This window comes from Flavobacterium sp. WC2409 (genome assembly GCF_041200085.1).
GTDB lineage: Bacteria > Bacteroidota > Bacteroidia > Flavobacteriales > Flavobacteriaceae > Flavobacterium.
This window is the reverse complement of record NZ_CP165625.1, coordinates 924,395-948,599: the sequence shown is the minus strand read 5'-3', so window position 1 is coordinate 948,599 and position 24,205 is coordinate 924,395. Positions and strand designations below refer to the sequence as shown.

Here is a 24,205-nt window from a genome sequence, read left to right as displayed (position 1 = left end):
TTAACCATTTGTAGTAAAACCTGGATAGCAAGTCATCCCTCCATCCACAAAAATGGTTGTTCCATTTATGTACTCCGACTCATCAGAAGCCAACCAAACTGCTGTACTTCCTATATCCTCAGGAATACCAATTCGTTTATACGGAATTAGTTTATTCAATTCGTTTAAAGCCTCTGGTGTATCCCAAGCTTCCTTATTTATAGGTGTTTTTATGGCGCCAGGAGCAATACTGTTGCATCGTATTTTATGGGGAGCGTATTCTTGACAAATTGTTTCCATTAACATCACAATTCCTCCTTTGGAAGCAGCATAATTAGCATGGCCAGCCCAAGGAATAATTTGATGTACTGAACTCATTTGAATAATTTTACCTAATGACTTAGAAACATCTGGACGCATTCCTCTTCGTAAAAATTCCCGAATCGATTCACGAGCACAAAGAAACTGCCCTGTAAGATTCACATCAATAACCAGTTGCCATTGGGCTAGTGTCATTTGGTGCATTGGGGCATCACGCTGTAAACCTGCATTAGGTACACAAATATCAACCGTTCCAAAATGGTTTACTGTTTGTTTAAACATAGCGATTACTTCCTCTTCCTTACTGACATCACATTTTATAGCTATTGCATCTCCACAAAGGTTATCCATCGAAATTTTATGTGCAATCTCTTCGGCAATTTCTGGATTCGAAACGTAATTGACCACTACATTAGCACCGTCTCTACCCATTGCGATAGCCACCGCTTCTCCAATTCCTGAATTCGCTCCAGTTACTATGCAAGTTTGACCTGCTAGTCGTTCATTTGGTTTTTGCATATTCTTTTAATTTAGTAGTTCATTTTTAATATAATCTCCCACTCGTAATGCCATAGCCATTATGGTTAAAGCTGGATTTACTGCAGAGCTGGAAACAAAAAAACTTCCGTCTACAACAAACAAATTTTTTACATCATGAGATCTACAAAAAGTATCTAAAGCAGATAATTTGGGATCAGTACCAAAACGAATGGTTCCATTTTGATGTGCCACTGCTGCTATATCCATGTCTTTTCCAAAATAAATATTCTTAGGAATAAAATGAGAAAAGCTCCCCGAATGTTCTAAACTGTATTTCAGTTTATCCATTAAAAGATGATGTCCTTTCAAATTATTGGGTGTGTAATTTATTTTTATTTTTTGGCTTTCCAAAGTTATCCTGTTATTTGGATCAGGCAAATCTTCAGAAGCCAACCAAAAGTCAACGGAATGTTTGGCCATCATTTCAAATGTAAATCCTGGCGCTGGAATTGGGCTATCGGCACTAATTTGTGTCTTATCTGATTTGCCTAGCATTTGAATGTGTCCAAGGGGAAATTCAAATTCATCACTCTTATGATAATAGTCATTAATTCCAAAGGTTTTCCCAAACTTGGAATCGTTTGCCGTAGTTGATAAAGCAATCATAGCTGAATTATTATGAAACATATAATTCCTACCAACAATTCCTGAAGAATTCGCCAAGCCGGCGGGATAGATAGTATTAGCACTTTTTAAAAGTAATACGGCCGAATTAATTGCACCGCAGGATAAAATTACCAAATCAGCGGTGAGGGTTACAACTTCACCATTGTAAAGAACATCCATTTTAGAAATGGCTGTGCCTGAATTATTAGTATAAAGTTTGGTGACTTGAGCATTAGTCATTAAACTTACATTGTCTTGCTGTAGCGCTTTTCTAAGTGCATTGATATGAGCATCTGCCTTATGTTCTGTAGGGTCTGGAAATCCATCAAAACGATCTAAAATAAAAGGAGCGCTTGCTTTATTCTTATCATCAGGATTCAAGCCTATAGGTAATGGAAACGGATGTAAGCCAGCATTTTTCAATTCATCAAAAACCTGTTGGATTCGCGGTTCGTGTTTTAAAGGTGGGTATAAATAAGGGTTTTCTTCTTCGGGTTCTGTGGGGTCTGCCCCTCTTTCGCCATGAACAGCATACAATCTTTCAGCTTCTAAATAATATTTTTTAAGATCATAATAGGATATGGGCCATTTTGGAGAAATTCCGCCATAATGCTTCACTTCATTAAAGTCATTTTCTCGCATTCTAAATAGTGCCGCTCCATATAATTTAGTATTCCCGCCTACATTGTAATGTTGTCCCGGTTGAAATTCTTTGTCCTCTTTATCAAGCCATCGCTCGGTAGTTGTGTATTTGTTTTTTACAAAAACTGCTTCACTATCCCAGTTTTCTTTTTCTATTGGTATAAAATCGCCTCGTTCAATTATTAAAATATTTTTTCCAGAATCTGCCAATTTGTAAGCTAAAGTCGATCCGCCAGCACCTGAGCCTACAATAATAATATCATAGTGTTTCATCTTATATTTTTTTTAAGATAATTACTATAAAAATACGCATATTACTAAAGAGAAAATTTTATTTAATATTTAATTAGTATTTCATTTCAAAAGGCACTTTCAATACTTTTTATAAAAAAATAAAAAATATTTTATTCTTATTTTTTATTATCGTAATATTGCAATATAAATATATAACGATGGGAATTACTAAATCAGAACATTTTACAGAAGAGCAAAACGAATTGTCCATTTTAGCTAAAGCAATTGGTCATCCGGCGCGTATTGCTATAATACAGCATCTCATAAAAGTGAATAGCTGTGTTTGTGGCGAAATTGTAAATGAACTTCCGCTTGCACAGCCCACTGTTTCGCAACACTTAAAAGAGTTAAAAAATGCTGGTCTAATAAAGGGAAATTTCGAAGGAAATGCAATCTGTTATTGTCTTAACGAAGAAGGTTTTGAAAAAATAAAAGGCTTTTTCGAAAACATCAATACCTATTTAGAAAATAAAAAAAATCAATGTTGTTAATTTTTAAAAATACCAATCATGAAATTGCCATGACTCAAAAACAATCTAATTTTAGTAATGGCGATACCATATTCTTTTAAAAAACAAATATTATATTCATATGAAACTATCTGAAATTAAAAAACAGCTAAGTACGTTAGAAAACGTAACTTTTGTATTGCCAAACGGAACTTATGTTCCTGAACATTTCCATGTAACAGAAGTGGGTTTAATCACTAAAAACTTTATTGATTGTGGTGGAAAAGTAAGAAAAGAAACCGTAGTGAACTTTCAATTATGGGATGCCAATGATTTTGAACACCGCTTGAAACCAAAAAAATTATTAGATATTATTGAACTATCTGAAAAAGTATTAGGCATCGAAGATTATGAAATTGAAGTTGAATACCAATCGGAAACTATTGGTAAATACGATTTAGGTTTCAATGGAAATGATTTCACTTTGTTAAATAAGCTTACTGCTTGTTTAGCAGAAGATCAATGTGGAATTCCTCAAGAAAAACAAAAAATTAAAATCTCTGAAATTCCAGTTCAAAACAACAGCTGTACTCCTGGTGGAGGTTGTTGCTAATCCAAATATACTACTGAAAATGATGCCATCAAAAACACAAATTTTTCCCGCAATCGAAAAGGAAATTCTATCTTTTCATCCAGAAAATATTTCGCAAGAACGTAGAACAATTTTACAACCTTTAATTGATTTTATTCAAATTAAAGTGAGCAATCAAGAGGAAATAAGGCTCAACTTTATATGTACACACAATTCCAGAAGAAGCCATTTATCCCAAGTTTGGGCACAAACTGCAGCGTCTTATTTTAATTTTAGCAATGTGTTCAGTTATTCTGGAGGAACTGAGGCTACTGCTCTATTCCCTATGGCAGCAGCAACTTTATCTAAATCTGGATTCAAAGTAAAAACACTTTCTGAGGGAAACAACCCTGTTTACAGCATAAAATACACGGACAATGAGCATCCAATTATTGGTTTTTCAAAAACCTATGATGACGACTTCAATCCTCAAGCGGAGTTTGCTGCCATTTTAACTTGCTCTAGTGCTGACAATGGTTGCCCATTTATTGCTGGTGCCGAAAAAAGAATTCCCATCACTTTTGAAGATCCAAAAGCATTTGATAACACACCACAACAAGCAGAAAAATACCATGAAAGAAGTATGCAAATTGCTACTGAACTTTTTTATGTATTCTCACAAATTAAAAAATAAATATGTCGGCAAATAATTGTGCTCCAGTAGCAAACCGAAAAAAATTAGGATTTCTTGATAGTTATTTAACCCTTTGGATATTCTTAGCTATGGCTATAGGTGTAGCTGTTGGCTATTTTATTCCTTCGAGCAGTAATTTTATCAACTCTTTTTCAAGTGGAACTACAAATATTCCGTTGGCTATTGGTTTAATTTTAATGATGTATCCACCATTGGCCAAAGTAAAATACGAGCAAATGGGTCAAGTGTTTAAAAACACAAAAGTACTAGGTGCTTCCCTTTTCCTAAATTGGATTGTAGGTCCTATCTTAATGTTTTTACTAGCTTTAATATTCCTAAACGGTTATCCTGAATACATGATTGGCGTTATCCTTATTGGTCTGGCACGATGTATCGCCATGGTGGTCGTTTGGAATGATCTTGCTGATGGAGATAGAGAATATGCGGCAGGATTGATTGCTTTAAACAGTATTTTTCAAGTATTGTTATATAGTGTTTATGCCTATATTTTTATAACGATTCTTCCTCCCTATTTTGGTTATACTGGTTTTGAAGTCAACATTAGCATTGGTCAAATTGCCGAGAGTGTTGGTATTTACCTAGGTCTTCCTTTTGCATTGGGCATTATAAGTCGTTACGCATTAATAGCTATAAAAGGAGAAGACTGGTTCCAAAATAAATATGTGCCTTTTATTTCACCAATTACTTTAATCTCTTTATTATTTACTATTGTAATTATGTTTAGTCTAAAAGGGGAATTGATAGTTCAAATTCCGATGGATGTGGTTCGCATTGCAATTCCACTAGTGATTTACTTTACAATCATGTTTGTTGTGAGTTTTTTTATTGGGAAATATTTTGGTGCTGATTATTCAAAAAGTACTGCTATTGCATTTACAGCAACAGGTAATAACTTCGAATTAGCTATTGCAGTGGCCATTGGTGTTTTTGGTATCAATAGCGGACAAGCATTTGCTGGAGTTATCGGTCCATTAGTAGAGGTCCCAGCTTTAATAGCTTTGGTTAATGTTGCCTTTTGGTTTAGAAAAAAATACTACACGTCAGCGACATAGGTTGTATTAAATAACTTTAAAGTCGTTTAAAAAATTAAGACCTCAAATTCCCAAATTATAAAGTAGCAATGCGATATTTAATTTGAGAATTTGCGGTATTTTTATTTAATTCCACAATCGTATTAAAATCAAACACTACTTTTCTACCTCCAAAATAGAATAATACGATTTCGTTTTTCCTATATTTTTCATCATTTTTTACTAATAATATATTTTACCCCTTCCATTTTCAAGATATTCCAATTAATTTCCAAAAACAGAAATTAAGTATATAAATTAAGTACTTATACGTATATTTGTTACGTAATACTTAATTCAAGCTAGTATGATTAATATAATAGTAGTCGGAAACGGCATGGTAGGTTTCAAATTTTGTGAAAAATTCATATCGAAACCAGGACAAGAGAAATATCAAATTACTGTATTTGGTGAAGAACCAAGGCGCGCTTACGACCGTGTTCATTTAAGTGAATATTTTGCGGGTAAAAGCGCTGATGATTTATCGATGTCTACTTTAGATTGGTATGCTGAAAACAATATTATCCTTAATACATCCGAGTTAATTACCGATATTAATAGGGATCATAAAACGATACATACACATCTAGAAAAAACCTATTCCTATGATTATATTGTATTAGCTACTGGTTCATCTGCTTTTGTGCCTCCTATAGAGGGAGTAGACAAAGAAGGGGTTTTTGTGTACCGTACCATCGAAGATCTTGATGCAATTATGGCTTACGCCAAAAAAATAAAACAAAATGGTGCTACTGAAGCCGCTGTACTTGGAGGCGGATTATTAGGTCTGGAAGCAGCCAAAGCAGTTCGCGATTTAGGTTTAAACCCACACGTAGTTGAGTTTGCACCTCGCTTAATGCCAAGACAATTGGATAAGGGTGCGAGTGATATGTTGCAATCAAAAATAGAAGAATTAAACATTGGTATACATCTGAATAAATCCACTGAATATATTGCAGGTGAACATTGCATCACTGGGATGATGTTTACAGAACAAGAATTGTTAAAAGTTGATATGTTGGTTATATCTGCAGGTATCAAACCACGTGACGAGCTAGGAAGAGTTTCAGGACTTGAAGTTGGTGTACGTGGTGGTATTACCGTAAATAATAAAATGCAAACATCTGATCCTTTCATTTATGCGATCGGTGAAGTGGCACTTTATAACCATATGATTTATGGATTAGTCGCTCCAGGATACGAAATGGCCGATGTGGCTGCCGAGCAAATTATGCAAGGTGAAAAAACAATGAGAGAAACCATTGACATGTCAACCCAATTAAAATTAATTGGCGTTGAAGTGGCGAGTTTTGGAGATCCCTTTATAGAAAACGAAAATGTTACTGCTATCGTTTATGAAAATAAATTTAGCGGAATTTACAAGAGGATTAACGTAACCAAAGATGGAAAAACTTTATTAGGTGGGATTTTAGTTGGTGATTCTAGTGATTATAATGGTTTATTCCAAATTTATAGCAATGCTATGGCTTTGCCAAAAAACCCAGAAGATTTAATTCTAGGTTCAAGAGGTGGAGAAGCATCGACTTTAGGAAGCGCTATGGATCTTCCTGATACTGCTGTAATTTGCTCCTGTGAGAATGTGACTAAAGGAGCTATTTGCTGTTCTATTGTTGATGAAACTTGTGCTACGTTATCTGATGTTGTTAAATTAACAAAAGCAACAACAGGTTGTGGTGGTTGTAAACCAATGGTCGTTGATTTAGTAAAAGCGACTCAAAAATCATTAGGAAAAGAAGTTAAAGATGTTATTTGCGAGCACTTTGCATACAACAGACAAGAATTATATGATATTATAAAAATCAACAAATTTACTTCACATAATGAAGTATTAGGTGTTGTAGGAAAAGGAGATGGATGCGAAGTTTGTAAACCAGTGTTATCTTCCATTTTCTCTAGTATCTACAATGATACTGCTAATAAACATATCCCTGCACAAGACTCTAATGACCGTTTCTTAGCTAACATTCAACGAAATGGTACCTACTCTGTAGTGCCTCGAATTGCTGGTGGAGAAATCACCGCTGACAAACTTATCGTTATTGGTGAAGTAGCCAAAGAATATGATTTATATACTAAAATAACAGGCGGACAACGTATTGATTTATTTGGTGCGCATCTGAATGACTTACCCGCTATTTGGAAAAAATTAATTGATAATGGTTTTGAAAGTGGACATGCCTATGGAAAATCACTGCGAACAGTAAAAAGTTGTGTTGGTAATGCTTGGTGCCGTTATGGAATGGATGAAAGTGCTGGTTTTGCCATTGAATTAGAAAACAGATACAAAGGACTTCGATCTCCTCATAAAATAAAAGGTGGCGTATCCGCTTGTATCAGAGAGTGTGCCGAAGCAAGAGGAAAAGATTTTGGATTGATTGCCGTAGAAGGGGGTTGGAACTTATACGTTTCTGGAAATGGTGGAGCTAATCCTAAACATGCAGTGCTATTAGCAGAACAAATTGACAGGGCCACTTGTATCAAATACTTAGATCGATTCTTGATGTTTTACATCCGTACAGCAGGACCTTTAGTTCGTACTTCTACTTGGTTAGAGAAATTAGACGGAGGTTTAGATTACTTAAAAGAAGTTGTAATTGAAGATAGTCTAGGAATAGCTGAAGCATTAGAAACCGAAATGCAAGGACTTGTAGACACCTTTGAATGCGAATGGAAACAAGCTATTGAAGATCCTGAAATGATGAAACGTTTTAGTCATTTTACTAATTCTGATGAAACGGATGAAAACATTGTTTTTACGCCACTTAGAGATCAAAAAATGCCTAAAGCTTGGTAAGTTTTTAAGAGTAACAAAGACACAAAGTTTCAAAGTTTTATAGATTCAAAATTAGCTAAAAAAAATACAAATCATGGAAGATATATTAAATCAATACGCAACAGTAACTCCTGAGGAGGTAAAAGTGTGGTTCAAAGCAGGTTCAACTAAAGACTTCCCCGCTGATGGTGGTGGATGCATCAAATACAAAAACAAACAAATTGCCATTATCAATTTTGAACGAAGAAACGAATGGTATGCCTGTCAAAACTTATGTCCTCATAAAATGGAAATGGTCCTCTCAAGAGGTATGATTGGGTCAGCAGATGAGATTCCAAAAATTGCTTGTCCCATTCACAAAAAGACATTTTCATTAAAAGACGGTAGCAACCTTAGTGGTGATGATTTAAAAATAGCCACTTATCCAATAAAAATAGTTGATGAAGAGGTATTTGTTGGCTTTTTAGAATAAATATGTATCTTTGATGATATCCCTTTTCAAATGACAAAAACACCATTTTATAACGCAAGTGAGTTAATTGATGCTGAAAACGCACAAGATCCAAACAGCGAAATATATCAATCTAAAAGTTATCCAAAAGAATTATTATATTCGAATAGAATGTATAAAAAACTAATGGAATTTCATCCTAATGCTTCAGAAGCAATTCAAATCGCATCTAAAGCGCAACACATTTGCAGATGGAAAATAGCACGAGAAACCTATCCAATGGATCGTGTAGGCTATTTAAAATGGAGAGAAGACTTGAAAAAATTCCATGCTAAAACGACAGCAGAAATTTTAGAAAAGGTGGGATATGACTCTCATTTTATTGCTCGAGTTTCTTTTTTAATTGAAAAGAAATTACTTAAAAAAGACGATGAAACACAACTCCTTGAAGATGTAATTTGTTTGGTGTTTTTAGAATTTTATTTGGACCCTTTTGTTCACAAGCATGACAGGGAAAAAATGAAAAATATCATTCTGAAAACGTGGAATAAAATGTCTGAAAAAGGACATCAGGAAGCCTTAAAAATCAACTATAGCGATACAAATCTTCAATTAATTAAAGAAGCTATTGGATTGTAATTTGATTTTGATATGAAAAATAAGACCAAACAATCTACCGAAAATCTTAATTTCATAAAATTAAAGCAAATGTATCTTTTTGCTTTGATCACTATTGCTATAACGGTACTGCTTAGTCAATTACTCATTCAATACAACTTGAATCGCCAATTGAATGATTCACGATTAATAAACATTTCAGGAAAACAACGGATGTTGAGCCAGAAGTTGGTAAAAGAAGTGTTGATCTTAAACTTAGTCTCTGATACTCTAAAAAGGCAAGAGGAAATTTCTAAAATTAATGAAACCGTATCCCTTTGGAAATTCACTCATTATGCATTAGAAAACGGAAATGACAGTCTTCACTTTCCAAAAGCAAAAAGTAAGATATTGACCCAATTATTTGCAGAAATAAAACCTAATTTTGACAGTATAGACCATGTAACTACCCTACTTTTAAAAAATCATATTGGATTTATAAACTCAAATAAAAATCAAAAAATAGTACAAACTATTCTAGATAACGAAGGGATATTCCTTTCTAAAATGAATAAAATAGTGAGTCAATATGAAGTGGAAGCACTAAAAAAAGTAACCCTTCAACGAAATACTGAATATGCTATTTTAGGATTTACACTACTAGTTTTATTTTTAGAATTTCTTTTTATTTTTAAGCCCACTAACAAAAGAATTGAGCTATTAATTTCAAAACTTCTAGTCTCTGAAAGAAAAGCGATAAAGCTAGCGCATGATACCGAAGTGATTAGCGAAATAAAAGAAAACTCGGTCAAAGAATTAAAATCGCTCAATTATGCTATGGAAAATACTTTATTGTATTGCCGTATAGCACCTGACGGAAGTATTATACATATTGGAGAAAAATTTTCAAAACTATTACAATACAATCCGTTTATAAATGACAAAACGTTCTCAGAGGCACTGACACCAATTGAAAAAGAACAACTAGTAATTGATAGAATCATTACGGAAAAACAAAGAAGTGGATGGCAGGGAGAAATAAATATTACCAATAGAAATAAAGAATCCATTTGGCTAGACCTATCAATGGTGCCTGTAACTATAAAAAAAGAGGAATCTGAATTGTTGATTATTTGCTTTGACATTACCGAACGAAAAAAAGCAGAACAAGAAGTAGATCGGTTGAATACTGAAAATATTAATGATAAAGTAAACCAGCAGAAAATAATTTCAAGCAAAATTGTTGAAAATCAAGAAAACGAACAAAATAGAATTGCAAGAGAAATTCATGACGGAATTGGACAAATGCTTACTGGATTGAAATTTAGTTTAGAAAGCATCAACTTAGATGACAAAGTAAAATCAGCCCAAAAAATAGAATACCTAAAAAAATTATCCCTTGACATTATTAAAGGAGTGCGTACCGCTACTTTTAATTTAATGCCTCCTGAATTGAGCGATCATGGAATTGTTTCCTCCCTTTCAAAACTAACGCAGGAACTTTCAAAACTCACTGGGAAAAATGTTCATTTTTATAACAAAACAGCTTTTGATAAAAGATTGGATTCTTTAATTGAAATAAATATATACCGCCTCACTCAAGAAGCCATTAATAATGCCATAAAATATGCCGAATCTTCTGATATTGTGGTACAATTATCCCATAGTGATTCCATTTTAAGCATTATAATTGATGATAACGGAAAGGGATTTGATGCTACTGAAGTGGAGAAAAAAAGAAATAGTGAATCAGGAATGGGATTGCTTTTCATGAAAGAAAGAATACAATACATTAACGGACGTGTTTTTATTAACTCCATACCTGGTGAAGGAACTAGAATCACCTTCAATATCCCCATTTAAAAGTAAGATTCTAAATTATTTAGATAGATTACGTATATTAGCCCTCCAATTAGTTGAATATACTTAAAAAAAAATGATTCAAAATTAAGTAAGATATGAATAATACAATCCGAGTTGTACTGGCTGATGACCATGTTTTTGTAAGAGATGGAATAAAATCATTATTAGAAACCGAAGACAATATTATTGTTGTAGGGGAAGCTACAGATGGTCAAGAAGCATTGGACACAGTAGAGTCAAGCAAACCGGACTTATTGATTGTGGATATACGTATGCCTCATTTTACAGGTATCGAAGTTGTTGAAAAATTGCGAAATCAAAATAATCCCGTCAAAATAATTGTGCTATCGATGCACGAATCGGAAGAATATGTACTTAAGTCTATTAAGGCTGGTGCCGATGGGTATTTATTGAAAGGATCTAGTAAAGAAGAATTTTTAAAAGCATTACATACCGTTTCTAATGGCGGAAAATATTTCAGTGGTGACATCTCCTCTATTCTTATTGATCAACTCAAAAATAATGTAAATACATTAGATTCTAAGCAACCATTAGCTGATGATTTGGTTATCACCAAAAGGGAAAAAGAAATCTTAAAACTTTTATTATCAGGAAAAGGCAATAAAGAAATTGCAGAGGCATTAGAAATTAGTAAACGCACCGCTGAAGTGCACCGCTTTAACCTGATGAAAAAACTTAAAGTAAAAAATCTTATGGAGCTGTCCAATAAAGCAAATGAGTATGCTTTAATATAATCTTCTTCACTAAAAAGAAAAAACCAAAATATTAATTGAATTTAAATTCCATCTGAAGCCTAATTATGTACTTCAAATGAAATGAATTATGCTTTTATATCATGGTACTTAAAGTTTAAAATCATTCAAAAAATGAAAAAAGGTTTCTCTTTTTTAGCAAATTAGTAATAAAAAGAGTTTTAAAAATAAATGTCCAAAATCTTTAGATAAATACGTATTTATACTTAATTTTAATATTTATAATACGTTATTGTACTTATATTTGTATAAAAAACATAAGTACAATGGAAAAATCAACTTCATTAGCCCAATCTCACAGCATGTTATTTTTAAACACGCTGGCCTTTACTGTTTGTTTTGCTTGCTGGACACTAAATGGTGTATTAGTTACCTATTTAGTCGACAAAGGCATTTTTAACTGGAGCGTAGTACAAATTGGATGGTTATTAGGAATCCCTATACTAACCGGTTCTATCATGCGATTACCTATAGGTATCCTTACCGACAAATATGGCGGAAAATCAGTGTTTTCTATCTTGCTTTTACTATGTTCCATCCCTTTATTTTTACTTCCATTAGCCAATAGTTTTTTCATGTTTGCCGTACTTAGTTTTCTATTCGGTATGGTAGGTACTAGTTTTGCCGTTGGTATTGGGTACACTTCTATTTTCTATCCAAAAGAATGGCAAGGACGAGCTTTAGGAATATTTGGAATGGGAAATGCAGGGGCTGCTATCACTACTTTTATGGCACCTTCGTTGTTGAATCATTTTTCAGTAGAAGATCCTCAAAATGGATGGAAAATATTACCCATAATATATGGTGCAGCATTGCTAATTATTGGAATACTATTTTTAGTTTTTGCCAAAAACAAAAAAATGGAAAAGTCTACCAAAACAATTCCGCAAATGTTATCTACCTTAAAAAGCCCAAGAGTTTGGCGTTTTGGGGCGTACTATTTCTTAGTTTTTGGGTGTTTCGTAGCGTATTCACAATGGTTGTTACCTAATTTTATGAATGTATACCAAACGAGTTTAGTAATGGGTGGTATGTTTGCCACTATGTTTAGTTTGCCGTCTGGCGTAATACGAGCCTTTGGTGGTTATTTATCAGATAAATTTGGCGCTAGAAAAGTAATGTACTGGGTATTGAGTTCTTCTGTAATATTAAGTGCATTATTAATGATTCCTAAAATGGAAATAAAAACAGCAGGTCCCGGAGTAATGGCAGGAAAAACTGGAATTGTTACCCAAGTAAGCCCAACAAATGTAAGAATAGATAATAAAGATTTTCCTATTGACTCTAAACCAGAAAGCACGACAACTGGAAATATTTTTCCAACAAAATCTTCTTGGCAAAAAGTAATTGTTACTCAAAATCAAAGTGTAAGTAAAAAGGAATTATTAGCAAAAGGAGTAACAAGAATAACATTTGATGCTAACATGTGGGTCTACCTCATTTTAGTTATTATGATTGGTATTTCCTGGGGAATTGGTAAAGCAGCAGTTTACAAACACATTCCAGAATATTTCCCAACCGAAATAGGAGTTGTGGGTGGAATGGTAGGATTACTAGGAGGTTTAGGTGGATTCTTTGGACCAATTATCTTTAGTTATTTATTAAACTTTACAGGTTTCTGGTCCAGTTCATGGATTTTTGTACTATTGTTTTCTGCAATTTGTCTCATCTGGATGCATGTTACAATAACGAGTATGATGAATGAAAAACATCCTATTATGTCCAAAGAGATGGATCGAAAAAGTTAAAAGAAGGCTAAATTAATTTTAAAAAATTATACATCAAAAACTTTTCCTATTCCATACAACTTAAATGCTCTTTTTGATTAATCAAAATAGAATCTGAAACTAACCTTTAAAAAGATACAAAATGAAAAAAATAAATGCCGATTGCTCTATTTGTATCAATACTAATTGTTTTATAAAGAAACATTTGGATCTAGAAAAAATGCAAGATTTTGTAATGCAAAAAACAAATTTTGCTTGCAAAAAAGGACAGCAATTCATGTTTGAAGGTGCACCAATGCAAGGTTTGTATTTTATTAATAAGGGAAAAGTAAAAGTGTTAAAAACAGGAATCTACGGCAAGGAACATATTGTTCGATTAACACAAGAGGGAGATACAGTTGGCTTTCGAGGATTTGGAACCAGTAATAGGTATTTGATAGGTGCATCTGCAATTGAAGATACTGTCTTATGTAATTTCAGCAACAAAGTAATGCAAGACATCCTTAAAACTATACCTGAATTCACTTATGATATGATGCTGTTTTACGCCGAAGAACTCAATAAAAGTGAAAATAATGTAAAGAAAATTGCCCAAATGAATGTAAGAGAACGTGTTATTGACACTCTTTTATATTTACTTAAAAAGTTTGGTCAAACTAATCATTTAATAGATATCAATTTATCTCGGAAAGAAATTGCCGATTTTGCTGGAACAACGGACGAACAAGTTACCCGTATCTTCTCCAGTCTAAAAAAAGAAGGACTGATAAAAATTGTAGGCAAGAAAATAAGCTTGTTGCAAGTCGAAAAAATGAAGCAGGAAATCGCAGAACACCGATAGATTTTTATTCTAAGTAAAACAATATAAAGGCCCAATAGTTTTGGGCTTTTTTTATGCAGAAAAATCAGATTTACGTATTCTAATACGTGTTTTAAATCCAATATAACACACTACTTACTTTTGTAACATATTATATAATAGTACATTATGTTGAAAATATGTGTTTTCACCTGTTTTAATAAGCAGAATAGCCGTTAAATTATGGTTAAAAAAGCTAAAATTCATTGTAAAAACTTCAATAAATAAGTAAAACTACGTACGTATATTTGCTAAGTAAATAAGTAAAACGAAAACCAAACATTAACTAAAACTATTAACTATGAAATTACTTAAAACAATATGCTTGTCATTTATAGGGGTTATCAGTACCGCTTCGTATGCACAAGACTTCGATGCCAACATACAACTTAGACCACGTTATGAATATAGAAATGGATTTAAAAGCTTATTGAAAGCAGGAGATAGTCCAACATCATTTATATCACAACGTTCTCGTTTAAACCTAAACTTTAAACAAGATAAATTAAAATTAAAACTGTCTTTACAAAATATCCGCACTTGGGGAGATGCAGCTACTACAACTACTGCAGATAAAAATGGAGTAGCCGTTTTTGAAGCGTATGCTGAATATAACTTTGATGATAAATGGAGCGCACGCCTAGGTCGTCAAGTATTAAATTATGACAATCAACGTATCATGGGTGGAATCGATTGGATTCAACAAGGTCAAAGTCATGATGCAGCATTACTAACTTATAAAAGTGCCAAAAATCAATTGGATTTGGGTTTTGCTCATAATGCCTCCGCCGAAAACCTAATCGCACCTACAACAGCCTATGGCACGAACTACAAGGAAATGCAATATGCTTGGTACCACACTGCTATTAAAAAAATAAATGCGAGCTTCTTATTATTAAATGCGGGGTACCAATACCTGAAAACACCTACCGATTTAAAAACGGATTACATTCAAACATACGGTACTTACTTGACGTATAAAGGTAAGAAATGGGACGCTGACTTAAGCCTTTACGGACAATCTGGTAAAAGTAGTGGTACTGATTTAAGTGCTTTTGATGCAGGAGCAAATTTAGGGTATACTGTAAGCGAAAAATTCAAAGCTACAGTAGGATATGAATTCCTTTCTGGAAAAGATCAAAACGATACTGATACCAAAATAAAATCATTTACTCCCCTATTTGGTACCAACCATGCTTTCAACGGATTTATGGATTATTTCTACGTAGGAAATCACAAAAACAGTGTTGGATTACAAGATGCTTATTTAAAACTGGATTTTGGAATCAAAAAAGTAAAGTTCTCCTTGACACCGCACGTTTTTTATGCTCCAAATAAAGTAATCGCTGCAGGAGTTGAAAAAGACTCTTACCTAGGTACTGAAGTAGACCTAACTGCAGGATATAAAATTCACAAAGACATCATGGCTGTTGCAGGATATTCACAAATGTTCGGTTCTTCAACATTAGAGACTTTAAAAACTGGAGACGCGAGCAAAACAAACAATTGGGCTTGGGTAATGATCAACATCAACCCACAAATATTTTCAACAAAAAAATAATAATCAACTATTTTAAAAAAGTATAACATGAAAAAATTAGTTTTTAGATTATCAGTACTAGCCATTGCCTCTTTGAGCGTTTTGAGCTGTAAAAAAGAAGAAAAGAAAGAGGCTACGACTGAAGTTGCCTCTACTTCAAAAACCGAAAAATTAACGCTGGAGAAACCACAGGTAACTTTAGGATTTATAAAACTAACTGATATGGCTCCTTTGGCTATAGCCAAAGAAAAAGGCTTCTTTGAAGACGAAGGTTTATTTGTAACCTTAGAAGCACAATCCAACTGGAAAAATGTTTTAGACCGTGTAATTGACGAACAAATTGACGGATCTCATATGCTAGCAGGACAACCTATAGCTGCTGCAGTAGGTTTTGGAAGACAAGCGAAATTAGTGACTACTTTCTCTATGGATTTAAATGGTAATGCTATCACTGTTTCTAACGATGTTTGGTCAAAAATGAAACCAGGATTGCCTATGAAAGATGGAAAACCCATTCACCCTATTAGTGCTAGTGCCTTATTACCAGTTATTAAAGAATACAAAAATGCTAATAAACCATTTAAAATGGGTATGGTATTCCCGGTATCAACACATAACTACCAACTGCGTTACTGGTTAGCTGCAGGAGGAATTAACCCTGGACAATACACAAAAGACAATGCACAAGGAATGATCAATGCTGATGTATTATTATCAGTTACTCCTCCTCCGCAAATGCCAGCTACACTAGAAGCAGGAACAATCAATGGATATTGTGTTGGGGAACCTTGGAATCAACAAGCGGTAAGCAAAGGAATTGGAGTACCAGTTATCACAAGCCGTGACATTTGGAAAAACCACCCAGAAAAAGTATTTGTTATGACTCAAGCTTTTATCGACAAAAACCCAAATACTGCTATTGCGATCACTAAAGCTTTGATTAGAGCAGGAAAATGGTTAGACGATCCAAAAAATAGATTGGAAGCAGTTAAAATTTTATCTAGCCCTGCTTATGTAGGTGCCGATGAGAATGTATTAAAAAACTCAATGACTGGAACATTTGAATACGAAAAAGGAGACAAACGCGATGCAGCTGATTTCAATGTATTCTTTAAAGACAATGCAACGTATCCTTACTATTCTGATGGAATTTGGTTCATGACTCAAATGAGACGTTGGGGACAAATTACAGAATCAAAACCAGCTGAATGGTATGCATCAAAAATCAAAGAGGTTTACAAGCCTGAAATTTGGACCAAAGCAGCACAACTTTTATTGAAAGAAGGAAATTTAGTTGCCGAAGATATTCCAACAACTGATGGTTACAAACCAGCAACAACTGACTTTATTGACGGTGTAAAATACGATGGTAAAATGCCATTGGAATACATTAAAAGCTTAAAAATTGGTAATAAAAACTAATTCATAAAATGATGTAGTTGGGGGTGTTGTAGTTTCATCCTCAACTACTTATTTAAAAACTAAAAAATACAACATTACCTTAGAATGGTTTCTTACTTAGAAGATAATTAGTTCAAAATCAAAACTAATGATAATCCTTACAACCAATTTTAAATATATAAAAAAAGAAACATGAAGACTAAAATAATAAAAACTGTACAATTTATTGGACTGGGTTACTTAGAACCTCTCATTAGATTACTAACTGGAGAAGATTTGAAAAAAAATGGAAAAGATGCATTCAAAAGAATCCTCTTCCCTATTTTATCAGTAGTATTATTTATCCTTTTATGGCAATCCTTTTCTAATTATTTAAATAATGTTGAGTCCGAAATAAAAATTGAAAAAGCACTTAAAGACCAAGGACCAGAAGCCGCCAAAAAACTAGAAGCTTGTATCGCATCTGGAGACATAAGCTGCAGACCTAATTCCTTGCCTTCTCCTGCTATGGTTTATACTGCCTTAGGAAAATTATGGGATGATCATAAAATAATGACCGCCAAAAAACAAGAATTTATAGACAAATACGAAGCTATAAATGCCGATCGTAAAGCCAAAGGCCAAATTGAAATTGTGTACACTGGCCGTCCTTCATTTGTAGATCAAATAATGACGAGTTTAAAAACCGTTTTTGCCGGTTTCTTACTCTCTATAATTATTGCCGTTCCTACAGGTATTGTATTAGGACTAAGTACAACACTAAGAACTTCTTTCAACTGGATTGTTCAAATATTCAAACCAGTATCTCCTGTTGTTTGGCTATTATTAGTATCCATGATTATAAAAACACTTTTGACCAATGTTGATATCGAAAAATCATTTGTGATTTCCTTTATAAGTGTAGGACTGTGTTCTATGTGGGCCACTCTTGTTAATACCAGCGTTGGAGTTTCATCTGTAGATAAAGATTATATTAACGTAGCTAAAGTGTTGCAATTAGGAACCTTTAGCAAGGTTTTTAAAATAATCCTTCCCTCCTCTTTCCCAATGATTTTTACTGGATTGAGAATTACTCTTTCTGTGGCTTGGATGGTATTAATTGCAATCGAATTGTTAGCCCAAAGTCCAGGTTTAGGATCTTTTGTTTGGGAAGAATTCCAAAATGGTTCTAGTGATTCTAATTCTAAAATTATTGTAGCCATGTTTGTAATAGGAATAATAGGATTCATGCTGGATCGTGTAATGATGATTTTTCAAAAATTACTAACGTTTACGGATTGAGGAAGTTTTAAGGTCATAAAGTCGAAAGTCATAAAGTCCTACTTTTGAGAATAATGACATTTAAAATAAACCAAATTGACTTTCTATAATCGACTTTTAAAACTTTAAACTCTTTTAAACAAAAAAATCATGGCATATTTAGAACTAAAAAATGTTTGTAAATCGTATGGTGAAGGAAAAAACAAAACCGAAGTATTATCAAACATCAACTTAAAAATAGAAGAAGGAGAATTTGTGGCTATTGTAGGATTTACAGGAAGTGGAAAAACCACTTTAGTCAATCTAATCGCAGGATTAATAGAACCGGATTCAGGTGAAATATTATTCAAAGGCAAACCAATCCAAGGAACCAGTCACGAACGTGGAATTATCTTTCAAAATTATTCTTTACTGCCTTGGCTTACTGTGTATGATAATATTGAAATGGCGGTAAAATCCGTTTTTAAAGACTGGACTAAAAAAGAAATAGAGGATCATGTCAATAATTTTATTGAAAAAGTACATCTTTCTCATGCTTCACACAAAAAACCAAAAGAACTTTCAGGCGGTATGCGTCAACGTGTAGCGGTAGCCCGAACATTAGCTATGAAACCAGAATTAATTTTAATGGATGAACCTTTGGGAGCATTGGATGCGTTGACAAGAGGGAACCTGCAAGAAGAAATACTTTCTATCTGGAGTGAGGACAAACGTACCGCTTTGCTAATAACCAATGATGTGGATGAAGGCGTTTTCATGGCTGATCGCGTGATACCTTTACGTCCAGGTCCAAAAGCCACTCTAGGACCCCAATTTGAAATTGAAATTGAGCGACCTCGCAATAAAATTGCCTTGAACCATTTAGACAGTTTTAAAAAATTAAGAAATGGTATTATTGAATATCTGATGGAAATTGGACAGGAAAGAACGGCAGGACTAGAAATTACGCACTACGAATTGCCTGATTTAGTACCAATGAAATTCAACTAGAATTCATTATATAATTAAAATTTAAAGAGATAGATACCATGAAAGAGTCCATATTAGAAAAAGATATAATAAATCGTGATCCATTGGGATTTGAAAAATACATGTTGGAGTTATCTAATTTAACCAAAATTTATCCTACTCCAAATGGTGATTTTGTAGTATTGGAGAATCTAAATTTAAAAATTAAAGAAGGTGAATTTGTTTCTATAATTGGGCACTCTGGTTGCGGAAAAACAACATTGCTTTCTATGATTGCAGGTTTAAATCCAATATCAGGAGGCCAAATTATATTAAATGGCTCCCCAATTACAGGTCCTGGACCAGATAGAGGAGTAATCTTTCAATCTCCTAGTTTATTGCCCTGGATGAGTGCCCTAGAAAATGTTTTACTAGGTGTAGAAAAAGTTTTTGCAAATGCAACCAAAAAACAACGCTTAGACATTTGTAAATATTACCTAAGTAAAGTAGGTCTCGATGGCTCCTTTGACAAAAAAGCAAAAGACCTATCGCAAGGAATGAAGCAAAGAGTTGGAATTGCAAGAGCATTGGCTTTAAAACCGCAAATTTTACTTTTAGATGAACCTTTCGGAATGCTTGATTCTTTAACTAGAGGGGAACTTCAAGATGTATTGTTAGAGGTATTAAACAAAGAAAAAACAACTGGAATAATGATTACCCATGATGTCGATGAGTCCATTTTCTTGGCAGACAGAGTGATTATGATGACCTCAGGACCTAAAGCACAAATAGGAGATATTCTAGACATTACCTATGAAAGACCTCGAAATAGAAAAGCCATATTAGAACATCCCACCTATTATGACAACCGTGAACATCTAATTAATTTCTTAGAACATTAAAACAACTAGTTCCAATAAGTAACCCAGACAAAATTTTCACAAATAGAAAATCTGTGAAATGATTTTAATCTGCGGCTAAAAAAAATAGAATTCATAAAATTAAACCTTAAAAGATTGAAGTCTAAAATGCTTCAATCTTTTTTTGTTTCAAAACAAAATTTATTAATGTTATAATTAAACCCCGCTTTTTACAATAAATTCAAGTTTCAGAAGCATCTGATTCTCTAAATTGATAAAACTTAGAAAAAACAAATTTAAAATTACGTATTATTACGTATTAATACTTACTTTTGTTATAAAGATCTCAGAATCGAATATTCTATTTCTTCGACAGTTTTACTATTTAATACAGAAGATTACAAATGCAAAATCCAGAAATTAAAACAACTTGTTCGTATTGTGGTGTAGGCTGTGGGATTATTGTAACCAATGATTCTAAAAATGGCGTAACCGTTCGTGGAGATGAAAATCATCCTGTAAATAGAGGAATGCTTTGTTCTAAGGGGATGAACTTGCATTATGTAGCCAATGATACTTCGGATAGAATCCTGTACCCAGAAATGCGATGGAGTAAATCCCATCCCATGGAAAGAGTGAGTTGGGATGCGGCGATGGATCGTGCGGCAGCGGTTTTTTCTTCCATAATAAAAAAACACGGTCCAGATAGTGTTGGTTTTTACATCTCTGGGCAATGCCTTACTGAAGAATATTACTTAGTAAATAAATTGGTAAAAGGATTTCTAAAAACCAATAATATAGATACTAACTCCCGCTTGTGCATGAGCTCAGCAGTTGTGGGATACAAAAAAACATTTGGAGAAGACTCCGTTCCTATCGCCTATGACGATATTGAACTGGCGGATACTTTTTTAATCACAGGTGCTAATCCAGCTTGGTGTCACCCTATCCTTTTTAGAAGACTTGAACAACATAAAGAGAAAAATCCTAAGGTAAAAATAATTGTTATAGACCCAAGAAGAACAGATACTGCAGCAACTGCCGATCTACATCTTCAAATTATTCCAGGATCTGATATTATTTTATACCATGCCTTAGCTAAATGCATTATAGAAAGAGGCTATACGGATGCTGATTTTATAAAAAACAATACCGAAAATTACCTAGCATACAGAGCGCTTGTTTTATCTACCTCATTAGAAAAAGCATCTAAACTTTGTGGAATTTCTGTTAGTGATATTAAACTAGCAGCTGATTTAATAGGTAAAGCAGAAGGATTTCTTTCGCTTTGGGCCATGGGATTGAATCAAAGCGCGATTGGAGTCGATAAAAACACTGCCTTATTGAATATTTCACTGTTAACCGGTCATGTAGGAAAACCTGGGTCTGGTCCCTTTTCATTAACGGGCCAGCCCAATGCTATGGGAGGTCGTGAAGTAGGTGGAATGGCTAATTTATTAGCAGTTCATAAAGATTTAGCAAATCCTGTGCACCGACAAGAAGTAGCTGATTTTTGGGGAGTAGACTCCATATCCGAAAAACCAGGATTTACGGCAACCGAAATGTTTGAAGCGCTTGAATCTGGAAAAATGAAAGCCATCTGGGTAATTTGCACCAATCCTTTGGTGAGTTTACCTGATTCTCGAAGAGTAGAGAAAGCTTTGGCGAAAGCCAAATTTGTAGTCGTTCAAGAAATATCACACAATGCAGATACGGCTAAACATGCCGACTTACTTTTACCAGCAGCAGCTTGGCTAGAAAAAGAAGGGACTATGACCAACTCGGAGCGACGAATTTCTTACTTACCAAAAGGAATTAATGCACCTGGTGAAGCTTTATCAGATATTGACATCCTACTTCGTTTTGCTAAAAAAATGAATTTCAATGGCTTCAATTTCAATAATACCGAAGAAGTATACAAGGAATATTGTCAAATGACAAAAAACACTAATATTGATATTTCTTATTTAAATTACAACCGATTAAAAAACGAAGGTACTTTTCAATGGCCCGTTCCTGATTATGGACATCCTGGAACCCCTCGCCTATTTACTGATAAAAAATTCTTTACGCCTTCGCAAAAAGCAATTTTCAATCTCCCAACAGCTATTGAAAATACGTCAGAGCAACCCAATGACCAGTTCCCCTTTATACTTACAACAGGACGTGTAAGAGATCAATGGCATACAATGACCAAGACAGGAAAAGTGTCGCGCTTAATGACGCATATTCCGAGTCCTTTTCTAGAAATAAATCCTATTGATGCTTTTAAAGCGTCCATTAAAAATGGAGATATCGTTATGGTTACCAGTAAAAATGGTGCTGTACGCGTAAAAGCAAAAGTGACGGACAGCATTAAAGAAACCGTGGTGTTTTTACCGATGCATTGGGGAAAACAATTAGAAAACGATTTGAATCGTACCAATAATTTAACGAATACTCTTGTTGATCCCATTTCTAAAGAGCCTGATTTTAAATATACCACGGTATCCGTAGCTAAATACATTAAACCGTTCCAAAAAATTGCTATTATTGGCGCTGGAGCAGCTGCCTTTCGATTCATACAGAATTATAGAGAAATCAACACTACTGATGAAATAATAATATTCTCTAATGAAATTAACCCGTTTTACAACCGTGTTTTATTACCTGAATATGTCACTGCTGAGTTGTCTTGGGATAAATTATTAAAAATAAAAGATGACGCTTTAGGCAAATTGAATATCACGATGAAGTCTGGCGTTGGGATAAATGCTATTAATACTTCTGATAAAACAGTGGTGGATAGCCAAGGCATCACACATACTTTTGACAATTTAATACTAGCCACAGGAAGTCGCCCTTTTATTCCAGAAAACGCACAATTGCATTTACCTGGCCGCTTTACCATAAGAAAAAAAGAAGATGCAGACCGACTGAAAAACTATCTAGACAATACTAAATTAGCTCCCGAAGAGCAACACGTAGTGATTGTAGGAGGTGGTTTATTAGGTTTAGAATTAGCCGCTGCACTGAAACATAAAAAAGTCAAGATTACTATTATCCAAAGAGCATCCCGTTTAATGGAACGCCAACTGGATCGTATTTCCAGTAAATTATTAGCCGAAGAAGTGCAAATTAGAGACATACAAATCTATTTTGATAATGAAGTGAGTACCGTATTTGAAACTGATAATGAAAATGAAATTGAAATCGCTTTAAAAAGTGGACGAATTCTTACCGCAAATGCTATCGTATATACTATTGGAACTATCCCAAATATTGAAATAGCCAAAGAATCTGGGATTAATTGCGGACGCGGTGTAAAAGTAAATCAGTACTTGCAATCGTCTAATCCTGATATCTATGCCATTGGTGAAATAGCCGAATTCAACAATCGTTTGTTCGGAATTACCTCAGCGGCAGAAGAACAAGCTGATATTTTAGCCAATTATTTAGCTGGAGATATTAGCAGTTTTTATAAAGGTTCTGTTTTAATGAATATCTTAAAACTAGAAGACATCAATCTTTGTAGTATTGGTGAAATCGAAATCCCCGAAAATGATGATTCCTATGAAGAAATTGTTTTTGCCGACTTGAAACAACGCTACTATAAAAAATGCATCGTTAAAAATGATTTATTAGTAGGCGCTATTTTGATGGGCGATAAAAATGAATTTGCCGAGTTCAAAAGCATGATTGAAAGCAAAATCGAATTATCCGACAAGAGAAACTCCTTATTGCGAGGAAGCTCCAATGCAAAGCCTGTTTTAGGAAAACTCGTTTGTTCTTGCAGTCAAGTAGGAAGTGGCAATATTGAAGAAGCCATAAAAAGTGGAACTACTAATTTTACAGAATTATGTAGAAGTACCGGAGCTGGTTTAGGCTGCGGAAGTTGTAAAACAGAAGTAAAGGAAATATTATCAAAAATAAAATAGTTTTTTGTTTCAATTATATAGACATAAA

19 protein-coding genes are annotated in these 24,205 nt (G+C 33.9%); 17 read left to right on the top strand and 2 right to left on the bottom strand.

Annotated elements, in window-relative coordinates:
* Together AB3G34_RS04230 and AB3G34_RS04225 are read right to left on the bottom strand one after the other, a co-directional pair.
* On the bottom strand, nt 1-819 hold the full coding sequence (locus AB3G34_RS04230; protein WP_367768937.1) for an SDR family oxidoreductase: 819 nt from the start codon (nt 817-819) through the stop codon (nt 1-3).
* A gap of 6 nt (nt 820-825) precedes the next feature.
* Nucleotides 826-2,361 carry an FAD-dependent oxidoreductase gene (locus AB3G34_RS04225; RefSeq protein ID WP_367768934.1) on the bottom strand — a complete coding sequence of 512 codons (1,536 nt, stop codon included), beginning with the start codon at nt 2,359-2,361 and terminating at the stop codon, nt 826-828.
* Nucleotides 2,362-2,540: 179 nt separating this feature from the next.
* On the opposite strand from AB3G34_RS04225, the gene AB3G34_RS04220 reads away from it, so the two are divergent.
* From AB3G34_RS04220 to AB3G34_RS04140, 17 genes are all read left to right on the top strand, one after another.
* A complete protein-coding gene (locus AB3G34_RS04220) occupies nt 2,541-2,873 on the top strand; it encodes an ArsR/SmtB family transcription factor (protein WP_369753548.1) in 333 nt (110 codons plus the stop codon).
* A 100-nt stretch (nt 2,874-2,973) separates the two neighbouring features.
* The gene (locus tag AB3G34_RS04215) at nt 2,974-3,444 is read left to right on the top strand and encodes a DUF6428 family protein (RefSeq protein WP_367768929.1); all 471 of its coding nucleotides are present in this window, start codon (nt 2,974-2,976) and stop codon (nt 3,442-3,444) included.
* Between the two features lie 19 nt (nt 3,445-3,463).
* On the top strand, nt 3,464-4,096 hold the full coding sequence (locus AB3G34_RS04210) for a low molecular weight phosphatase family protein (protein WP_367768925.1): 633 nt from the start codon (nt 3,464-3,466) through the stop codon (nt 4,094-4,096).
* A 2-nt stretch (nt 4,097-4,098) separates the two neighbouring features.
* A complete protein-coding gene (arsB, locus tag AB3G34_RS04205) occupies nt 4,099-5,169 on the top strand; it encodes an ACR3 family arsenite efflux transporter (RefSeq protein WP_369753547.1) in 1,071 nt (356 codons plus the stop codon).
* Between the two features lie 325 nt (nt 5,170-5,494).
* Nucleotides 5,495-8,002 (top strand): nitrite reductase large subunit NirB, encoded by a 2,508-nt coding sequence (gene nirB / locus AB3G34_RS04200; RefSeq protein WP_369753546.1) that lies wholly within the window; start codon nt 5,495-5,497, stop codon nt 8,000-8,002.
* Nucleotides 8,003-8,075: 73 nt separating this feature from the next.
* Nucleotides 8,076-8,453, top strand: a complete 378-nt coding sequence (gene nirD, locus AB3G34_RS04195) for a nitrite reductase small subunit NirD (RefSeq protein ID WP_369753545.1) — start codon at nt 8,076-8,078, stop codon at nt 8,451-8,453.
* A gap of 30 nt (nt 8,454-8,483) precedes the next feature.
* Nucleotides 8,484-9,071: a DUF4202 domain-containing protein gene (locus AB3G34_RS04190; RefSeq protein ID WP_367752329.1), complete on the top strand. Its 588-nt coding sequence runs from the start codon at nt 8,484-8,486 to the stop codon at nt 9,069-9,071.
* A gap of 12 nt (nt 9,072-9,083) precedes the next feature.
* Nucleotides 9,084-10,892 carry an ATP-binding protein gene (locus tag AB3G34_RS04185; RefSeq protein ID WP_367768914.1) on the top strand — a complete coding sequence of 603 codons (1,809 nt, stop codon included), beginning with the start codon at nt 9,084-9,086 and terminating at the stop codon, nt 10,890-10,892.
* 95 nt (nt 10,893-10,987) lie between these two features.
* Nucleotides 10,988-11,647, top strand: a complete 660-nt coding sequence (locus AB3G34_RS04180) for a response regulator (RefSeq protein WP_367752325.1) — start codon at nt 10,988-10,990, stop codon at nt 11,645-11,647.
* A 284-nt stretch (nt 11,648-11,931) separates the two neighbouring features.
* On the top strand, nt 11,932-13,413 hold the full coding sequence (locus tag AB3G34_RS04175) for a nitrate/nitrite transporter (protein WP_367768911.1): 1,482 nt from the start codon (nt 11,932-11,934) through the stop codon (nt 13,411-13,413).
* A gap of 121 nt (nt 13,414-13,534) precedes the next feature.
* Complete coding sequence (locus AB3G34_RS04170) at nt 13,535-14,233, top strand: Crp/Fnr family transcriptional regulator (protein ID WP_367752321.1); 699 nt, start codon at nt 13,535-13,537, stop codon at nt 14,231-14,233.
* Between the two features lie 319 nt (nt 14,234-14,552).
* Nucleotides 14,553-15,812, top strand: coding sequence for an alginate export family protein (locus tag AB3G34_RS04165; protein WP_367768908.1), 1,260 nt, complete (start codon nt 14,553-14,555; stop codon nt 15,810-15,812).
* A 27-nt stretch (nt 15,813-15,839) separates the two neighbouring features.
* Nucleotides 15,840-17,213: a CmpA/NrtA family ABC transporter substrate-binding protein gene (locus AB3G34_RS04160; protein WP_367752318.1), complete on the top strand. Its 1,374-nt coding sequence runs from the start codon at nt 15,840-15,842 to the stop codon at nt 17,211-17,213.
* A 171-nt stretch (nt 17,214-17,384) separates the two neighbouring features.
* The gene (locus AB3G34_RS04155; protein WP_367768905.1) at nt 17,385-18,473 is read left to right on the top strand and encodes an ABC transporter permease; all 1,089 of its coding nucleotides are present in this window, start codon (nt 17,385-17,387) and stop codon (nt 18,471-18,473) included.
* A 129-nt stretch (nt 18,474-18,602) separates the two neighbouring features.
* The gene (locus AB3G34_RS04150) at nt 18,603-19,442 is read left to right on the top strand and encodes an ABC transporter ATP-binding protein (protein ID WP_367752314.1); all 840 of its coding nucleotides are present in this window, start codon (nt 18,603-18,605) and stop codon (nt 19,440-19,442) included.
* Between the two features lie 38 nt (nt 19,443-19,480).
* A complete protein-coding gene (locus AB3G34_RS04145) occupies nt 19,481-20,302 on the top strand; it encodes an ABC transporter ATP-binding protein (RefSeq protein ID WP_369753543.1) in 822 nt (273 codons plus the stop codon).
* 362 nt (nt 20,303-20,664) lie between these two features.
* Nucleotides 20,665-24,177, top strand: coding sequence for a molybdopterin-dependent oxidoreductase (locus AB3G34_RS04140; protein WP_369753542.1), 3,513 nt, complete (start codon nt 20,665-20,667; stop codon nt 24,175-24,177).
* The last annotated feature ends 28 nt before the right edge of the window (nt 24,178-24,205 follow it).